General features: G+C 72.2%; 13 protein-coding genes. 11 read left to right on the forward strand and 2 right to left on the reverse strand.

Annotated elements, in window-relative coordinates; translation table 11 throughout:
* Positions 1-107 precede the first annotated feature (107 nt).
* Both HHL19_RS24250 and HHL19_RS24255 read left to right on the forward strand, forming a co-directional pair.
* Positions 108-1,631 carry an APC family permease gene (locus tag HHL19_RS24250; RefSeq protein WP_169092460.1) on the forward strand — a complete coding sequence of 508 codons (1,524 nt, stop codon included), beginning with the start codon at positions 108-110 and terminating at the stop codon, positions 1,629-1,631.
* Positions 1,632-1,658: 27 nt separating this feature from the next.
* Positions 1,659-3,302: an NAD(P)/FAD-dependent oxidoreductase gene (locus HHL19_RS24255; RefSeq protein WP_169092461.1), complete on the forward strand. Its 1,644-nt coding sequence runs from the start codon at positions 1,659-1,661 to the stop codon at positions 3,300-3,302.
* 3 nt (positions 3,303-3,305) lie between these two features.
* On the opposite strand, the gene HHL19_RS24260 is transcribed toward HHL19_RS24255, so the two are convergent.
* Together HHL19_RS24260 and HHL19_RS24265 are read right to left on the reverse strand one after the other, a co-directional pair.
* A complete protein-coding gene (locus HHL19_RS24260; protein WP_169092462.1) occupies positions 3,306-4,694 on the reverse strand; it encodes an FAD-binding oxidoreductase in 1,389 nt (462 codons plus the stop codon).
* A gap of 70 nt (positions 4,695-4,764) precedes the next feature.
* Positions 4,765-6,567, reverse strand: coding sequence for a glycoside hydrolase family 15 protein (locus tag HHL19_RS24265; RefSeq protein ID WP_169092463.1), 1,803 nt, complete (start codon positions 6,565-6,567; stop codon positions 4,765-4,767).
* 585 nt (positions 6,568-7,152) lie between these two features.
* On the opposite strand from HHL19_RS24265, the gene HHL19_RS24270 reads away from it, so the two are divergent.
* The 9 genes from HHL19_RS24270 (at position 7,153) to HHL19_RS24310 (ending at position 17,975) form a co-directional block, all read left to right on the forward strand.
* A complete protein-coding gene (locus HHL19_RS24270) occupies positions 7,153-8,805 on the forward strand; it encodes a CTP synthase (RefSeq protein WP_169092464.1) in 1,653 nt (550 codons plus the stop codon).
* An 84-nt stretch (positions 8,806-8,889) separates the two neighbouring features.
* Entirely contained in the window at positions 8,890-9,516 is a 627-nt protein-coding gene (locus tag HHL19_RS24275) for an NUDIX hydrolase (RefSeq protein WP_169092465.1), read from the forward strand.
* Positions 9,517-9,962: 446 nt separating this feature from the next.
* Positions 9,963-11,948 (forward strand): NB-ARC domain-containing protein, encoded by a 1,986-nt coding sequence (locus HHL19_RS24280; protein ID WP_346768534.1) that lies wholly within the window; start codon positions 9,963-9,965, stop codon positions 11,946-11,948.
* A 146-nt stretch (positions 11,949-12,094) separates the two neighbouring features.
* On the forward strand, positions 12,095-13,210 hold the full coding sequence (ald, locus tag HHL19_RS24285; protein WP_169092467.1) for an alanine dehydrogenase: 1,116 nt from the start codon (positions 12,095-12,097) through the stop codon (positions 13,208-13,210).
* Between the two features lie 453 nt (positions 13,211-13,663).
* Complete coding sequence (locus tag HHL19_RS24290; protein ID WP_240981853.1) at positions 13,664-14,707, forward strand: ParA family protein; 1,044 nt, start codon at positions 13,664-13,666, stop codon at positions 14,705-14,707.
* Positions 14,692-15,213, forward strand: a complete 522-nt coding sequence (locus HHL19_RS24295; protein WP_346768535.1) for a hypothetical protein — start codon at positions 14,692-14,694, stop codon at positions 15,211-15,213. Before HHL19_RS24290 ends, HHL19_RS24295 begins: the two co-directional genes overlap by 16 nt.
* 49 nt (positions 15,214-15,262) lie before the next feature.
* A complete protein-coding gene (locus tag HHL19_RS24300) occupies positions 15,263-16,237 on the forward strand; it encodes a segregation/condensation protein A (protein ID WP_169092468.1) in 975 nt (324 codons plus the stop codon).
* On the forward strand, positions 16,234-16,854 hold the full coding sequence (gene scpB, locus HHL19_RS24305; protein WP_169092469.1) for an SMC-Scp complex subunit ScpB: 621 nt from the start codon (positions 16,234-16,236) through the stop codon (positions 16,852-16,854). Before HHL19_RS24300 ends, scpB begins: the two co-directional genes overlap by 4 nt.
* Positions 16,854-17,975, forward strand: coding sequence for a pseudouridine synthase (locus HHL19_RS24310; RefSeq protein ID WP_169092470.1), 1,122 nt, complete (start codon positions 16,854-16,856; stop codon positions 17,973-17,975). The genes scpB and HHL19_RS24310 overlap by 1 nt, the downstream gene beginning before the upstream one ends.
* The last annotated feature ends 13 nt before the right edge of the window (positions 17,976-17,988 follow it).

A 17,988-nucleotide genomic window follows, 5' to 3' on the forward strand; every position in this document is an offset into this window, starting at 1 on the left:
AGTCGGACAGTTCGTACAACGGACCGGCAACTCGTCGTGCCGTGGCGGGAATTGTGTGACCACCTGTCGCTTGTGGCCTACATCACTTCCGAGGATGCTCTCGCGCCATGGCAGACACCTCCAGCACGGGGCGGGCGCCCCGCGTCGACCGGCTCAAGGCGAACTCCGTCGGGCTCGTCGGCGTCGTCTTCATGGCCGTGGCCACCGCCGCGCCGATCACCGCGATGACCGGAAACCTCCCCATCGCCGTCGGCTTCGGCAACGGCACCGGCGCGCCCGCCGGCTACCTCTTCGCCACCCTCGTCCTCACCGTCTTCTCCGTCGGCTACGTGGCCATGGCCAAGCGGATCACCGCCGCCGGGGCCTTCTACGGCTACATCTCGCACGGCCTCGGCCGGATCGCCGGCATGGCCTCCGGCATGCTCGCCGTCCTCGCGTACATCGTCTTCGAGGCGTCCATCGTCGGCGTCTTCTCCTACTTCGCGAAGACCACCGTCGCCGACCAGCTCGGCGCCGACCTGCCGTGGATCCTCTACGCGGCCGCCATGCTGGCCGTCACCGCCGTCCTGTCGTACTTCGACATCAACCTGACCGCCAAGGCCCTCGGCGTCATGCTCATCGCGGAGATCGCCGTCCTCTTCGCGGTCGCCACCGCCGTCCTCATCCACGGCGGCGGCCCCGACGGCATCCCCGTCGAGCCCGTCAACCCGAAGAACGCCTTCACCGGCGCCTCCGCCGGGCTCGGCCTCTTCTTCGCCTTCTGGTCCTGGGTCGGCTTCGAGTCGACCGCCATGTACGGCGAGGAGTCCCGCGACCCCAAGCGGGTCATCCCCCGCGCCACCCTGATCTCCGTCATCGGCGTCGGCCTCTTCTACATCTACGTCTCCTGGATGGCGATCGCCGGCAACGGCCTCGCCGGCTCGGTGGAGCTGTCGTCCTCCGCCAGCCCGCTCGACCTCTTCTTCGCGCCCACCAGGACCTTCATCGGCGCCTGGGCCGTCGACGCCTTCCAGTGGCTGCTGCTCACCGGCTCCTTCGCCTGCGGCATGGCCTTCCACCAGTGCGCCTCGCGCTACCTCTACGCCATCGGCCGCGAGGGCTTCCTCCACCCGGCCCTCGGCCGCACCCACCCGAAGCACGGCTCCCCGTACCTCGCCTCCTTCGCGCAGAGCGCCATCGCCGTCGCCCTCGTCGGCGCCTTCTGGCTCACCGGCCAGGACCCCTACATCCACCTCTACACGCTGCTCGCGATCCTCGGCACGATGGCGATCCTCATCGTGCAGACGCTCTGCTCCTTCGCCGTCATCGGCTACTTCCGCAGGAACCACCCCGAGGACCGGCACTGGTTCAGGACCCTCACCGCGCCCCTCCTCGGCGGCATCGGCATGACCGTCGTCGTCGTCCTGCTCGTCGTCAACATGGAGACGGCGGCCGGGCTCGCCGCCGACTCCCTCTTCTTCGCGGCGATCCCGTGGATCGTCGGCGGGGTCTTCCTCGGCGGCCTCGCCCTCGGCCTCTACCTCAGGGCCAGGCGGCCGGAGCGGTACGAGATCATCGGCCGGATCGTCCTGGAGGACGCCGCCGAACGCGACGACGAGCAGGCGGAGCCCGTCACCGCAGCCCACAGCTGACCCCTCGTCCCCCCCCAGGAGCGCCCCATGGCACGCACCCACCCGATGCACCTCCTGAACCGCCTCGCCGCCGACCACGCCGACGCCCGCCGGCTCGGCCTGCCCGTCGACGAGCTGCGCGGCCTGCGGCAGGACCCGCTCGGCCGCCGCACCCTCCTCAAGGCCGCCGCCGCGGCCGGCCTCGCGGTCGCCGCCGGATCCGGAGCCGCGGCCGCGCCCGCCGTCGCCGCCGTGCCCGACCGGCCGGTGCGGTCCGACGCCCGGATCGCCGTCGTCGGCGCCGGCATCGCCGGACTCACCGCCGCCCTCACCCTCCAGGACGCCGGCCTCGCCCCCGTCCTCCACGAGGCCGACCCGGCCCGCGTCGGCGGCCGCATGTGGACCCAGCGCGACCACTGGGCCCACGGGCAGACCTCCGAGATCGGCGGCGAGCTCATCGACACCAGCCACAAGAAGATGCTGGAACTCTGCCGCCGCTTCGGCCTCCCCACCGAGGACTTCCTCGGCGGCGGCCCCAACGGCGCCGAGGAGGTCCTCTGGTTCGACGGCGGCTACTACCCGCGCCACCAGGCCGACGAGGACTTCAAAGGCGTCTACCAGGCGCTGCGCCGCGACCTGTCCGAGGCGGGGGAGGTCTTCTGGAACCGGACGACCCCGACCGGCACCGCCCTGGACGAGATGTCGGTGTACGAGTGGATCGAGAGCCGCGTCCCCGGCGGGCACGCCTCGCCGCTGGGGAAGTTCATCGACGTCGCCTACAACGTCGAGTACGGCGCCGACACCACCGAACAGTCCTCGCTCGCCCTCGTCCTGCTCATGGGCTACCAGACCAATCCCGGCAACTTCAACATCTGGGGCCTGTCCAACGAGCGCTACCACGTCACCGGAGGCAACGACCGGCTCCCGAACGCCATCGCCGGGGCCCTGAACCCCGGCACGCTCCGGATGGGCTCCTCCCTCCAGGCCGTACGGGCCAACTCCGACGGCACCCAGACGCTGACGTTCGCCGAGGACGGCACCACCCGGACCGTCACCGCCGACCACACCGTCCTGTGCGTCCCGCTGCCGGTCCTCCAGCGGCTCGACCTCACCCGGGCCGGCCTCGACCCGCTCATGACGAACCTGCTCCGGGACGCCCGCATGGGCCACTGCACCAAACTCAACATGCAGTTCGGCACCCGCCCCTGGCGCGGCACAGGACCCTGGCCCGGGGTCTCCGCCGGCGACTGCTTCACCGACCTGGACGTCCAGCAGACCTGGGACACCACCAAGGTCCAGGGCGGCACCGGCGGCATCCTCATCCAGTACAACGGCGGCAGCCTCGCCCGGAACCTGAACCCCGCCGGCCCCTTCTCCACCGAATCCGACCCGTACGTCCGCGGCCTGGTGAGCCGCTACCTCGCCGGGATCGACGCCTTCTTCCCCGGCACCTCACGGGCCTGGAACGGCCGCGCCCAGCTCTCCGCCTGGCACGAGAACCCGCACGCGCTCGGCGCTTACTCCTGCTGGCCGGTGGGCTACCTCCACCGGTACGCGGGGTACGAGGGCACCGCCCAGGGCAACGTCCACCTCGGCGGCGAGCACTGCTCCTACGATTTCCAGGGCTTCATGGAGGGCGGCGCCACCGAGGGCGAGCGGGCCGCGCGGGAGGTGATCGACGCCCTGCGGTAGGGCTCAGGCCGCCGGCCGGATGTTGTGGTTGTGGCGGAAGACGTTGTCGGGGTCGAAGGCCGCCTTCACCGCGGCGAGCCGGGGCAGGTTCTCCTCGCCGAACCCGGCGACGACCCGCTGCTCGCCCTCCGCGCCGATGAAGTTGAGGTACACGGCGTCCGTGGTCCACGGCCGCATGTCCGCGCGGACGTCGTGCACCCACTGCACCGCCCGCCCGTCGTCCGCCGGGTCCTCCCAGGTCGCGAACGGGTGCACCACCCACGGCGCGGTCCGCCACGGCAGCGGATAGCCGGACGGACCCGCCGCCACCGCCCCGCCCATCATGAACAGCACGTGCTGGGTCGCCGTCCCGGCCGGGATCCGCTCGCCGCGCGCGCAGAAGACGTCCACGGCCTCCTCGGGGAAGCCGCTCAGATACTCGGCCGACCAGTAGTTCCGCAGCCCCGGCGGGTCGTCCAGCATGCACTGCAGCTCCGCGTACGGGATGTCCGCGACGATCTCCACCACCGGCCGCAGCGCGAGCAGCGACTCGGCGACCTCGCGGACCCGGGACACCGGCCCCGCGCACGTCACCAGGGCGCCGCACACCAGCTGCCCCACCAGGTGCTCGGGCACGAACGGCTCCGGCGGGGCCGGGAAGTAGATGACCCCGCCCCCGGCCTCGTCCGGCGCCCACCCGGCCAGCTTCCGGTAGGCGTGCACGACCTCGGGGCCGTACCGCGGCAGGAAGAGGAGCATCGCCATGCTCATGTGCGGCAGCTCGTGCAGCCGCAGCGTCAGCGAGGTCGCCACGCCGAAGTTGCCGCCGCCGCCGTGCAGCGCCCAGAACAGCTCCGGGTTCTCCTCCTCGCTCGCCACCACGTGCCGGCCGTCGGCCGTGATCAGCTCGACGGCGAGCAGGTTGTCGCTGGCCAGGCCGAACTTCCGCTCCAGCCAGCCGGAGCCGCCGCCGAGCACGAAGCCGCCGACGCCGGTCGTGGAGACCCGCCCGCCGGTCGTCGCCAGGCCGAACGGCTGGGTCGCGTGGTCCAGGTGGCTCATGGTCGCCCCGCCCTCGACCCGTACCGTCATGTGCTCCGGGTCCGCGACCACCGCGTGCATCCGGCGCAGGTCGACCACGAGCGCCCCGTCGACGACGGAGGCACCGGCGACGGAGTGGCCGCCGCCGCGCACCGCGATCTGCAGCCCGGTCTCGCGGCCGAAGAGGATCGCGTTGGCCACGTCGGCCTGGGTCGCGCACTGGGCGATGACCGCCGGACGGCGGTCGATCATCCCGTTGTGGACGGTCCTGGCCTCGTCGTAGCCGGGATCGCCCGGCACGTACACCTCACCGGCCAGATCCTCGCGGAGTCCGGCCAGGGCGCTCGGCGGAACGGTGATGTGGGGAGCCATGGCCGCCCCCCTTTCGGTACGGGGGCCAGGAACACCTCTCATCGTAGATCCGGGCCCCCGGGGCCGCCGCTCAGCCGCCGTACGCGCCGCTCGCCGTCAGCCGCAGGGCCGTGTCGATCAGCGGGACGTGGCTGAACGCCTGCGGGAAGTTGCCGACCTGCCGCTGGAGCCGGGGGTCCCACTCCTCGGCGAGCAGCCCCAGGTCGTTGCGGAGCGCGAGGAGCTTCTCGAAGAGGGTGCGGGCCTCGTCGACCCGGCCGATCATCGCCAGGTCGTCGGCGAGCCAGAACGAGCAGGCGAGGAACGCGCCCTCGTCGCCCTCCAGGCCGTCGACGCCCGCCTCCTCGCCGGCCGTCGGATAGCGCAGCACGAAGCCGTCCTCCGTGGACAGCTCCCGCTGGATCGCCTCGATCGTGCCGATCACCCGCTTGTCGTCCGGCGGCAGGAAGCCCATCTGCGGGATCAGCAGCAGCGAGGCGTCCAGCTCCTTGGAGCCGTACGACTGGGTGAAGGTGTTCCGCTCCTTGTCGTAGCCCTTCTCGCAGACGTCCCGGTGGATGTCGTCGCGCAGCTCGCGCCAGCGCTCCAGCGGGCCGTCCGCGTCCCCGGACTCGATCAGCTTGATCGTGCGGTCGACCGCCACCCAGGCCATCACCTTGGAGTGGGTGAAGTGCCGGCGCGGGCCGCGGACCTCCCAGATGCCCTCGTCGGGCTGGTCCCAGTGGGTCTCCAGGTAGTTGATCAGCTTGATCTGGAGCAGGGAGGCGTAGTCGTTGCGGGACAGGCCCGTCATGTGGGCGAGGTGGAGGGCCTCCGCGACCTCGCCGTAGACGTCCAGCTGGAGCTGGTTCGCCGCGCCGTTGCCGACCCGGACCGGGCCGGAGTTCTCGTACCCCGGCAGCCAGTCCAGCTCCGCCTCGCCGAGCTCCCGCTCGCCCGCGATGCCGTACATGATCTGCAGGTTCTCCGGGTCGCCCGCGACGGCGCGGAGCAGCCAGTCCCGCCAGGCGCGGGCCTCGTCGCGGTAGCCGGTGCGCAGCAGCGAGGAGAGGGTGATGGCCGCGTCCCGCAGCCAGGTGTAGCGGTAGTCCCAGTTCCGTACGCCGCCGATCTCCTCCGGCAGCGAGGTCGTCGGCGCGGCGACGATCCCGCCGGTCGGCGCGTACGTCAGCGCCTTCAGGGTGATCAGCGAGCGGACCACCGCCTCCCGGTAGGGGCCGTGGTACGTGCAGTGCTCCACCCAGTCGCGCCAGAAGGCGACGGTCGCCTCCAGGGAGCCCTCCGGGTCCGGCAGCGCCGGCGGCTCCTTGTGCGAGGGCTGCCAGGACAGGGTGAAGGCGATCCGGTCGCCGGGAGTGACGGTGAACTCGGAGTAGGTGGTGAGGTGCTCGCCGTGGGTCTCGGCGTCGGTGTCGAACCAGACGGAGTCCGGTCCGGCGACGGCGACCGTCCGCTCGCCGACCTTGTGGACCCAGGGGACGATCCGGCCGTAGCTGAACCGCATCCGCAGCGCCGAGCGCATCCGCACCCGGCCGCTGATCCCCTCCACGATCCTGACCAGCTGGGGGGCGCCGTCGCGCGGCGGCATGAAGTCGGTCACCCGGACCGTGCCGCGCGGGGTGTCCCACTCGGACTCCAGGACCAGCGAGTCGCCCCGGTAGCGGCGGCGGTCCGCCGGGGCGGGCTCGGCGTCGGCGGGCCCGGCCGGGCCCACTCTCCAGAAGCCGTGCTCCTCGGTGCCGAGCAGCCCCGCGAAGACCGCGTGCGAGTCGAAGCGGGGGAGGCAGAGCCAGTCGACACTGCCGTCCCGGCAGACCAGCGCCGCGGTCTGCATGTCTCCGATGAGTGCGTAATCCTCGATACGCCCGGCCACGTGCTTCACTCCAGTCGAACGGCCCGTCCGCCCCTCGGGGCGCGTGCAGCAGATGTTGCGAGTTGCGAGAGGTGCCCGCGGTGCCAGTGTGCGGGATGGCCGGCTCCGGCAGCGGGTCGAGGGGAGGCGACACGGGCTCCCGGTCCGGTTCCACGGGCGGGGGTGGTGCCGTCGGCCGGCCGCCCGGCGACACGGCCGGGCGGGATGGTCCGCACAGTAGTGACCGTGGTGATCACCTGTGTAACGCGCTGCTCCACACGGGTGAACAGCTGCTGTCGATACGCCCCCGGAGCCCCGCCGAGCACCCCCGACGGCCCCGCCCAGGCCCCGGGAAGCTCCCGGAATAGGACCCGGGAAGGTCCCGGAAAAGACCCCGGGAAGGCCCGTCCCGCCCGGTCGGCGGGCGCGCCGCCCGTGTGGCCGGAAGCGGTCTCCGGATGTCACTGATACCCTGGTACCCCGTGGACCGGTGGGAAACGGCGCCAGCCGAAACCCCCGAAACCGCAGCGACGGCACCCCCGATTCTTCCGGAGGACCTGCCGCTTCGCACCTCCAGAACGCGACCACGGGAGCCCCCTCTTGGCGATGCCGCCCAAATCCACGACGACCAAGCACATCTTCGTCACCGGGGGTGTCGCCTCCTCGCTCGGCAAGGGCCTCACCGCCTCCAGCCTGGGTGCGCTCCTGAAGGCGCGGGGCCTGCGGGTCACGATGCAGAAGCTCGACCCGTACCTCAACGTCGACCCGGGCACGATGAACCCGTTCCAGCACGGTGAGGTGTTCGTCACCAACGACGGCGCCGAGACCGACCTGGACATCGGCCACTACGAGCGCTTCCTCGACGTCGACCTCGACGGCTCGGCCAACGTCACCACCGGCCAGGTCTACTCGCAGGTCATCGCCAAGGAGCGGCGCGGCGAGTACCTCGGCGACACCGTGCAGGTCATCCCGCACATCACCAACGAGATCAAGTCGCGGATCCGCCGCATGGCCACCGACGACGTCGACGTCGTCATCACCGAGGTCGGCGGCACCGTCGGCGACATCGAGTCGCTGCCCTTCCTGGAGACCGTCCGCCAGGTCCGCCACGAGGTCGGCCGCGACAACGTCTTCGTCGTGCACATCTCGCTGCTGCCCTACATCGGCCCCTCCGGCGAGCTGAAGACCAAGCCGACCCAGCACTCGGTCGCCGCCCTGCGCAACATCGGCATCCAGCCCGACGCGATCGTGCTGCGCGCCGACCGCGAGGTCCCCACCGCCATCAAGCGCAAGATCTCGCTGATGTGCGACGTCGACGAGGCCGCGGTCGTCGCCGCCATCGACGCCCCGTCGATCTACGACATCCCGAAGGTGCTGCACACCGAGGGCCTCGACGCCTACGTCGTCCGCAAGCTCGACCTGCCCTTCCGCGACGTGGACTGGACCGTCTGGGAGGACCTCCTGGACCGCGTCCACAACCCCGACCACGAGGTCACCGTCGCGCTCGTCGGCAAGTACATCGACCTGCCCGACGCCTACCTGTCGGTGACCGAGGCCATGCGCGCCGGCGGCTTCGCCAACAAGGCGCGGGTCAAGGTCAAGTGGGTCACCTCCGACGACTGCAAGACCCAGGCCGGCGCCGAGAAGCAGCTCGGCGACTGCGACGCCATCCTCATCCCCGGCGGCTTCGGCGACCGCGGCGTCTCCGGCAAGGTCGGTGCCATCCAGTACGCCCGCGAGCACAAGGTGCCGCTGCTCGGCATCTGCCTCGGCCTCCAGTGCATCGTCATCGAGGCGGCCCGCAACCTCGCGGACATCCCCGAGGCGAACTCCACCGAGTTCGACCCGGCCACCGCGCACCCCGTCGTCTCCACGATGGAGGAGCAGCTCGCCTACGTGGAGGGCGCCGGCGACCTGGGCGGAACGATGCGCCTGGGCCTCTACCCGGCGAAGCTCGCCGAGGGTTCGGTCGTCCGCGAGACCTACGACGGCGAGCCGTACGTCGAGGAGCGCCACCGCCACCGCTACGAGGTGAACAACGCGTACCGCGCCGAGCTGGAGAAGAAGGCCGGTCTGGTCTTCTCCGGCACCTCCCCGGACAACAAGCTCGTCGAGTTCGTCGAGTACCCGAAGGAGATCCACCCCTACCTGGTCGCCACCCAGGCGCACCCGGAGCTGAAGTCCCGCCCGACCCGCCCGCACCCGCTCTTCGCGGGCCTGGTCAAGGCGGCCGTCGAGCGCAAGACGGGCAAGAAGTAGCCAGGCGTTAACGTTGCCGGGGTACGGGTCCTGACGGGCCGGTACCCCGGTTTTCGTATGTGGTTCGGGTACGGGAGGACAGAGATGAAGGTGCAGGACACCCCGGAGGAGTGGCAGGTCGTCGCCACCACCACCCCCTTCACGGGAAAGAAGACGAGTGTCCGCACGGACGACGTGGTCATGCCGGACGGGTCGGTCGCCCGCCGCGACTACCAGGTCCACCCCGGCTCCGTCGCCGTGCTCGCCCTGGACGACCAGGACCGGGTGCTCGTGCTGCGGCAGTACCGCCACCCGGTGCGGCAGAAGCTGTGGGAGATCCCGGCGGGCCTGCTCGACGTGCCCGGCGAGAACCCGCTGCACGCGGCGCAGCGCGAGCTGTACGAGGAGGCGTACGCCAAGGCGGGGGAGTGGCGGGTCCTCGCCGACGTCTACACCACGCCGGGCGGCTGCGACGAGGCCGTACGGATCTTCCTGGCGCGGGACCTCGCCGAGGCGGAGGGGGAGCGGTACGCGGTCTCCGAGGAGGAGGCGGACATGGAGGTGGCGCGGGTGCCGCTCGCCGAGCTGGTCCGCGGGGTGCTCGCGGGCGAGCTGCACAACAACTGCCTGGTGGTGGGGGTGCTGTCGCTCGTCGCGGCGCGTGCGGGTGACGGGGTCGACGCGCTCCGCCCGGCCGACGCGCCGTGGCCGGCCCGCCCGTTCGAGGCGTAACGCCGTTGCCGGCCGCACCGCCGTCCGTTGTGGGCATGCGTTCCGCCGGGGCGATGGGGGTCCCCCCTGCTGGAGCGAAGCCGAGAGCTTGGGGGAGGGTGGGCACAACGGGCGGCGCCTTTGCCGGCGCCAGAGGCTTCCGCGCCTGGACCCGCACGCCTTGGTGCGCCGCGCTCGTGGTGCGGGTCAAGGCGCGGAACGCGGAGGCGCCGCTGAAGGGCGCCGTCCCGTGTGCCCACCCGTCCCGCCCTGCGGGACGCCTGCCCACACGGGCGGGGGTGGGCATGGCTCGTGATGGGGCGGTGTGACTGTCGGCTGATCCGATCGGGGGATGCGCCCGCCGCGCTCCGCAAGGTGGGCGGCAGGGGCTGAACTACGCTCGTACACGCCCGTGCGGAGTCCCCCGCGGGGATCGGCTCGTGCGCAGGTGGACGGGAGCGTGGCCCGTGACGGATCAGGCGGTGGCAGCGGCCGGCAGCCGGCAGTTCTACGGCCGGCAGCGGGAGTTGAAGGCCCTCCGCGCCGACATCGAGCGGACCGGTCTCGACACCCTCACCGGCCGCAAGGAGCCCCGCGCCCGCGTCCTCCTCGTCGCGGGCCGGCCCGGCTCCGGGCGGACCTCGCTCGCCGAGGAGCTCATCGCCTCGGTCGCCGCCCGCTACCCCGACGGGGTCTACCGGGCGCGGCTCACCGAGCCCGGCGGGGAACCCGTCCCCACCGCCAGGGCCGCCCGCGGGCTGCTGCGCGACCTCGGGGTCGCCGAGCCGCCCGGCGCCGCCGAGGACGAGCTGACCGAACTGGTCCGCGAGGCGCTCGGCACGCGCCGGGCGATCCTCCTGCTCGACGACGCCGTCGACGCCGAGCAGGCCGATCCGCTGCTCCCCGACAACCCCGACGCCCTGGTCGTCGCGGTGGCCCGGGGGCCGCTGACCGGGATCCCGGACGTCCGGCCCTGCACGCTGGGCGGCCTCGACCCGAAGTCCGCGATCGAGCTGCTGACCTCGGCCACCGGCTCGGTCCGGATCACCGTCGACCCGCAGGCCGCCGAGGCGCTGGTCGAGGAGTGCGGCGGACTGCCCGCCGCGGTGGTCCTGGCCGGCGGCTGGCTGGCCGGCCGGCCCGAGACCTCCGTCGCCGACCTCGCCAAGCGGCTGCGCGGCCTGAGCGGCGACCCCCTCACCCGTACCTTCCTCCTGGCCCACCAGGCGCTGCCCCAGCCGGCCGCCCGGATACTGCGCTTCCTGGCGCTCGCCCCGCTCGGCCGGGCCGACGCCCACACCGCCTCCGCCCTGGCCGGCTGCTCGGTCTCGGCGGCGGCGACCACGCTCGCGGACTTCGCCCGCCTCGGCCTGGTGGCCGAGACCGCCGACGGGCGGTACGAGGTCCCCGGCCACCTCGTCCCCCTCCTTCGCGCCCAGCTGGAGGAGCGCGACCGGCCCGCCGAGGTGCAGCTCGCCCGGGCCCGGATGCTGGAGCGGACCGTACGGCTCCTCCAGTCCTGCCGTGCGGTCACCGAACCCGAGGGCTCCCCGGCCCGGCGCAAGCTCGCCGGTCTGCCGCGCGCCCTGCGCTTCGCCACCGTCGAGGACGCCGCCGACTGGCTGGCCTCCCGCCGCACCGAGCTGCTCGCCTGCGCCCGGCTCGCGGTCGCGGACGGCGAGCTCGACACCCTCGCCCGCCGGCTCATCGCCTCCCTGGTGCGGGCGCTGACCGCGCACCGCGGGGCCGAGGCGGCGGCCCCCGACCTCTACGGGCTGCACCGGCTCGTCCTCGACGTGGCCGAGCGGCGCGGACTCCACCGCGAGCGGGCCGCCGCCCTCCTCAACCTCGGCGACCTCGACGCCAAGACGGGCCGCACGAAGGACGCCCTGCTGCGATATCGGTTGGCATGGGAGGTCGGAAGGCGGGCAAATGATCCGTACGCCACCGGTCGGGCGATGGAATCCGTAGGCGGCAGCTATCAGGAGCTCGGCGACTGGCAGCGGGCCGGCGACTGGTACGGCCGCGCCCTGGCCCAGCGGCTCGCCCATGACGAGCGGGCCGACCAGGCGCGCCTGTACGCCCGCCTCGGAGCCGTACAGACCTATGCCGGGCGGTACGGGGAGGCCCTGCGGCACTGGCGGGCGGCCGCGTCCGGCTACCGCAGGCTCGGCGATCTCCCGGGCCACGCACGGGCGTTGAGCGAGGCGGCCCGGGTGCAGGAGTACGCCGGACGGCCCGAGGAGTCGCTGCGGACCTGCGAGGAGGCGGTCGAGTGGGCCCGCCGTGCCCGGGACACCCGGCTCCAGGCGGCGCTCCAGCTGCGGCTCGCCGACACCCTGGACCGGCTCGGGGACCCGGCCGCGGCGCGGCTGCACCGGGCCGCCGCGGACCGTCTGCTGGAAACCGACCGCTGTGCCTACGAAATCCGCAGTGGGTCTGCGGAAGATTAGTACTTTGAAAGGCTAGACAGCGGGAACTCCTTCATTAGACTGGTTCCGCCGCGTTCGAACGTGGTCTGCTCCGGTGTGCCGCAGTGCATCCGGGTATGTATCGCAGTGCACCAGTTATCCCCCCGATTCAAGGACCGTGATCGACGATGAAGGTCGGCATCCCCCGCGAGGTCAAGAACAACGAGTTCCGCGTGGCCATCACCCCCGCCGGTGTCCACGAGCTCGTCCGCAACGGCCACCAGGTCTTCATCGAGCAGAACGCCGGCGTCGGCTCCTCGATCACGGACGAGGAGTACGTCGCCGCGGGCGCCGCGATCCTCGCCACCGCCGACGAGGTCTGGGCCACCGCCGACCTGCTCCTCAAGGTCAAGGAGCCGATCGCGGAGGAGTACCACCGCCTCCGCAAGGACCAGACGCTCTTCACCTACCTGCACCTCGCCGCCTCCAAGGAGTGCACGGACGCCCTCCTGGAGTCCGGCACCACCGCCATCGCCTACGAGACGGTCGAGACCGCGAACCGCGCGCTCCCGCTGCTCGCCCCGATGTCCGAGGTCGCGGGCCGCCTGGCCCCGCAGGTCGGCGCGTACCACCTGATGCGCTCGGCCGGCGGCCGCGGTGTCCTGCCCGGCGGCGTCCCCGGCACCCACGCCGGCAGGGCCGTCGTCATCGGCGGCGGCGTCTCCGGCTGGAACGCCGTGCAGATCGCCGTCGGCATGGGCTTCCACGTGACCCTGCTCGACCGCGACATCAACAAGCTCCGCGAGGCCGACAAGATCTTCGGCACCAAGGTGCAGACCGTCGTCTCCAACGCCTTCGAGCTGGAGAAGGCCGTCGTCGAGGCCGACCTCGTCATCGGCGCCGTCCTCATCCCGGGCGCCAAGGCCCCGAAGCTGGTCACCAACGAGCTCGTCGCCAAGATGAAGCCCGGAAGTGTCCTTGTCGACATCGCGATCGACCAGGGCGGCTGCTTCGAGGACTCGCACCCGACCACGCACGCCGAGCCGACCTTCCAGGTCCACAACTCGGTCTTCTACTGCGTCGCCAACATGCCCGGCGCGGTCCCGAACACCTCCACCTACGCGCTCACCAACGCCACGCTGCCCTACATCGTGTCGCTGGCGAACAACGGCTGGGTCGAGGCGATCCGCCGCGACGCCGCCCTCGGCCTGGGCCTCAACACCCATGACGGCAAGGTGGTTTACAAGGAGGTGGCCGAGGCGCACGGCTACGAGCACGTCGAGCTGAGCACCCTCGTCGGCTGACCTCGGAGCGCCCTCGCGAGGGCTCCGGCGGCGGCCCCGTCAACGCCCGCCGTCAATGTCACGCACCCGGCCGGACCTTGTTCGACAAGGTCCGGCCGGCTGTGTCTCCGGCCACGCCAAAACGTTCGGTCAACTCGCCTCGAACGTAACCCTTTAACCGTTTCGCACACCCCTGAAACGTGTGGATGCGTGGTCGCGCACCCTTGACAGAGCCGTGTTCGGTTGCCGACACAACGGGCCGGGTCCGGGCGATTGTGTTGCTGCGGAGCGGTGACACGCCATAGAGTCGCCAACCGTCGGCATGGTGCCACGCTGACAGATCGATAAATGTTCCTGGTCACATCCAAGGAGGTAAGACGACTTGTGAATAAGTCGACATTTACTCCCGGGAGCGGTGCGCCAGGTGCCCCGGTCGGCTCCGTCGCGGTGCGGACCTTCGCGACGCACCAGCCCATGACGACACCCCACACGCTGAAGACGATGGACGGCCTACACGTGAACGCCACGGCCGGCAACGAGATGGGCCGAGAGTCCACCCACTTCGCCGCCTACGACGAGCTGCCCGAGGGGCACTTCTACGACCCCGACGCCGAGTACGAGCCCGACCCGGAGTACGCGGCCACCCTCGCGCCCGACGCTGCCCGCCAGCGCCGCGAGCGGATCGGCCCCACCGGACGGCCGCTGCCGTACTTCCCGATCCCGGGCCCGCTGACCGACCACGGCCCCGCCAAGATCATCGCGATGTGCAACCAGAAGGGCGGCGTCGGCAAGACCACGTCGACCATCAACCTGGGCGCCGCGCTCGCCGAGTACGGACGACGGGTGCTGCTCGTCGACTTCGACCCGCAGGGCGCCCTGTCGGTCGGCCTCGGCGTGAACCCGATGGAGCTCGACCTCACCGTCTACAACCTGCTCATGGAGCGGGGCATGTCGGCGGACGAGGTGCTGCTCAAGACGGCGGTCCCCAACATGGACCTGCTGCCGAGCAACATCGACCTCTCCGCCGCCGAGGTGCAGCTGGTCTCCGAGGTCGCGCGCGAGTCGACGCTGCAGCGCGCCCTCAAGCCGCTGATGAACGACTACGACTACATCGTGATCGACTGTCAGCCCTCGCTCGGCCTGCTGACCGTGAACGCCCTGACGGCCGCTCACAAGGTCATCGTGCCGCTGGAGTGCGAGTTCTTCGCGCTGCGCGGTGTCGCCCTGCTGACCGAGACCATCGAGAAGGTCCAGGAGCGGCTCAACCCCGAGCTCGAGCTCGACGGCATCCTCGCCACCATGTACGACTCCCGGACCGTCCACTCCCGCGAGGTGCTCGCCCGCGTCGTCGAGGCCTTCGACGACCACGTGTACCACACGGTGATCGGCCGGACGGTGCGCTTCCCGGAGACCACCGTCGCCGGCGAGCCCATCACCACGTACGCCTCCAACTCCGTGGGCGCCGCCGCCTACCGCCAGCTCGCCAGGGAGGTGCTCGCCCGGTGTCACGCCGAGTGAGTCTGCCCGGAGCCGACGAACTCTTCCGTACGACCGGGGGGACGGCACTGCAGTCCTCGTCGCCCCGCCGAACCGTTCCCGCTCCGGCGGGAGAGAGCGACACGGCGGCCGGCGTGGACGGCGCCGCCGCCGGCTCCGCCGAGCACACGGCCGCCGACTCGGAGGCGGCCGAGCCGCGCGCCCGGGAGACCGAGTCGGTCCCCGCGCAGCAGCAGCCCGCCCCCGTGAAGGCGGCCGCCCAGGCCGGCGCCCCCGCACGGCGCCGGGGCGGCCGGGCCGCCGCGCGGCGGCCCAGCGGCCGGGAGCGGCACGACGAGAAGATCACGGTCTACGTCTCCGCCGAGGAGCTCATGGACCTGGAGCACGCGCGCCTCGTGCTGCGCGGCGAGCACGGCCTGGCCGTCGACCGCGGCCGGATCGTCCGCGAGGCGGTCGCCGTCGTCCTGGCGGACCTGGAGTCCCGCGGCGAGGCGAGCATCCTCGTCCGCCGTCTGCGCGGCCGCTGACGGTACCCTGCGGGCGGCCCCGCCCCCCGCACCTCCTGGAACCGCCCCGATGCACCCGCACGCCGACGAAACGTCCCGCCCACCGCGCCGCCGCACGCTGGGCCGGGGCGGCGGGCTCGACGGGCCCCCCGAGGGCCCCGCGACGGAGCCCGCACCGGAGCCGGAGCCCGAGCCCGTACCGGAGCCGGAGCCCGTACCCGCTCCGGAGCCGGAGGCCGAGGGGACGGGAGGCGCCGGGGACGGGCGGTTCACCGTGCGGCTCGCGAACTTCGAGGGGCCGTTCGATCTGCTCCTCCAGCTGATCACCAAGCACAAGCTGGACGTCACCGAGGTCGCGCTCTCGCAGGTCACCGACGAGTTCATGGCCCACATCCGGAACCTCGGTCCCGACGGGGACCTCGACCAGACCACCGAGTTCCTGGTCGTCGCCGCCACCCTGCTCGACCTCAAGGCCGCCCGGCTGCTGCCCGCCGCCGAGGTCGAGGACGAGGCCGACCTCGCCCTCCTGGAGGCCCGCGACCTGCTCTTCGCCCGGCTCCTCCAGTACCGCGCGTACAAGCGGATCGCCGAGATCTTCGCCGAGCGCTGGGAGGGCGAGGGCCGGCGCCACCCCCGGACCGTCGGCCTGGAGCCCCACCACGCCGAGCTGCTGCCCGAGGTCGTCATCTCGATCGGCGCCGAGGGCTTCGCGAAGCTCGCCGTGAAGGCCATGCGGCCCAAGGCCGCGCCCCAGGTGTACGTCGACCACATCCACGCCCCGCTGGTCAGCGTCCGCGAACAGGCCGGGATCGTCGCCGCCCTGCTGCGCGAGTGCGGCACCGCGGACTTCCAGGAGCTGGTCGAGGACGCCGGGGACACCCTGACCGTCGTCGCCCGCTTCCTGGCCCTCCTGGAGCTGTACCGGGAGAAGGCCGTCGCCCTCGACCAGGAGGACCCGCTGGGCCGGCTCACGGTCTCCTGGACCGGCGGCGACGGCGAGACCCGGGTGACCGAGGAATTCGACACGGAGGACCAGCCGGTATGAGCGACCTCAAGCCCGCCCTCGAAGCCGTCCTGATGGTCGTCGACGAACCCGCCACCGAGGCCCACCTCGCCAAGGTCCTCGACCGCACCCCGCGCGAGGTCGCCGACGCCCTCCACGAGCTGGCCGACGAGTACACCGCCGACGGGCGCGGCTTCGAGCTGCGCCGGATCGCCGGCGGCTGGCGCTACTACACCCGCCCCGCCCACGCCGCGGCCGTCGAGGCCTTCGTCCTGGACGGCCAGCAGGCCCGGCTGACCCAGGCCGCCCTGGAGACCCTGGCGGTGGTCGCGTACCGCCAGCCGGTCAGCCGTTCCCGGGTCTCCGCCGTCCGCGGGGTCAACTGCGACGGCGTGATGCGGACCCTCCTCCAGCGCGGCCTTGTGGAGGAGGCGGGCGCGGAACCCGAAACAGGTGCGATCCTGTACAGGACGACGAACTACTTCCTGGAGCGGATGGGCCTCAGAGGCCTGGACGAGCTCCCGGAGCTCGCGCCCTTCCTCCCCGAGGCGGACGCGGTCGAGCCGGACTCCCTGGAAGGCGTTCCGTCGTTCGATCCCGACCGGGACGAAGAACCCGGCCGGGGCGAGCCAGCGGACGAAGAGACGACGGAAGTGTGATGCGAAGCAGCAGCGGCAGGAACAGCGGAAACAACGGCGGGAGCCGTGGTGCCAAGAGCGGCGGCCGCGGCAACAACTACCGGGGCGCGGGCAACGGCCGCGACGAGCGCGGCCAGAGCGCCGGCCGCCCCCGGAAGACCCGCCCCGAGGAGCGCAGCTACGACGTGAGCATGCCCTCCGACGCCCCCCGCAAGGGACGCGGCGACGCGGCCCGCGGCGGCGCCAAGGGCGGCCCCAAGCAGTCCCCGAAGCAGCCCGCGGGCGGGCAGCGGCGGGGCCCCGGCGGCCGTACGGCCCCGGCGCGCTCGCGCGAGTACGACGCCAGGACCGAGGAGCGCAACCGCGAGCGGTACGCGAACAAGCCCCAGGTCAAGACCCCCAAGACCTTCCCGGGCGCCGAGCAGGAGGGCGAGCGGCTGCAGAAGGTCCTCGCCCGCGCCGGCTACGGCTCCCGCCGCGCCTGCGAGGAGCTGATCGAGCAGGCCCGCGTCGAGGTCAACGGCGAGATCGTCCTGGAGCAGGGCCTCCGCGTGCAGGACAGCGACGAGATCCGCGTCGACGGCCTGTCCGTGGCGACCCAGTCGTACCAGTTCTTCGCGCTGAACAAGCCGGCCGGCGTCGTCTCCACCATGGAGGACCCCGACGGCCGCCAGTGCCTGGGCGACTACGTCACCAACCGCGAGACCCGGCTCTTCCACGTCGGCCGGCTCGACACCGAGACCGAGGGCATCATCCTGCTCACCAACCACGGCGAGCTGGCCCACCGTCTCACCCACCCCAAGTACGGCGTGAAGAAGACCTATCTGGCCGCCGTCACCGGCCCGCTGCCCCGCGAGGTCGGCAAGCGGCTCAAGGACGGCATCGAGCTGGAGGACGGCTACGCCCGCGCCGACCACTTCCGCGTGGTCGAGCAGCTCGGCAAGAACTACCTGGTCGAGGTCGTGCTCCACGAGGGCCGCAAGCACATCGTGCGCCGGATGCTCGCCGAGGCGGGCTTCCCGGTCGAGAAGCTGGTCCGCACCGCCTTCGGTCCGATCGGGCTCGGCGACCAGAAGTCGGGCTGGCTGCGCCGCCTGTCCAACACCGAGGTCGGCATGCTGATGAAGGAGGTCGGTCTCTAGGACCGCCTGGTTC

The organism is Streptomyces sp. R302, assembly GCF_012927245.1.
Classification (GTDB): Bacteria; Actinomycetota; Actinomycetes; order Streptomycetales; family Streptomycetaceae; genus Streptomyces.

Bases quoted from the DNA above. Each gene is read 5' to 3' on its own strand.
- HHL19_RS24290 (WP_240981853.1), top strand. From the start codon at position 13,664: ATGACGACACCCCACACGCTGAAGACGATGGACGGCCTACACGTGAAC.
- HHL19_RS24300 (WP_169092468.1), top strand. From the start codon at position 15,263: ATGCACCCGCACGCCGACGAAACGTCCCGCCCACCGCGCCGCCGCACG.
- ald (WP_169092467.1), top strand. From the start codon at position 12,095: ATGAAGGTCGGCATCCCCCGCGAGGTCAAGAACAACGAGTTCCGCGTG.
- HHL19_RS24255 (WP_169092461.1), top strand. From the start codon at position 1,659: ATGGCACGCACCCACCCGATGCACCTCCTGAACCGCCTCGCCGCCGAC.
- HHL19_RS24270 (WP_169092464.1), top strand. From the start codon at position 7,153: ATGCCGCCCAAATCCACGACGACCAAGCACATCTTCGTCACCGGGGGT.
- HHL19_RS24260 (WP_169092462.1), bottom strand. From the start codon at position 4,694: ATGGCTCCCCACATCACCGTTCCGCCGAGCGCCCTGGCCGGACTCCGC.
- HHL19_RS24250 (WP_169092460.1), top strand. From the start codon at position 108: ATGGCAGACACCTCCAGCACGGGGCGGGCGCCCCGCGTCGACCGGCTC.
- scpB (WP_169092469.1), top strand. From the start codon at position 16,234: ATGAGCGACCTCAAGCCCGCCCTCGAAGCCGTCCTGATGGTCGTCGAC.
- HHL19_RS24275 (WP_169092465.1), top strand. From the start codon at position 8,890: ATGAAGGTGCAGGACACCCCGGAGGAGTGGCAGGTCGTCGCCACCACC.
- HHL19_RS24310 (WP_169092470.1), top strand. From the start codon at position 16,854: ATGCGAAGCAGCAGCGGCAGGAACAGCGGAAACAACGGCGGGAGCCGT.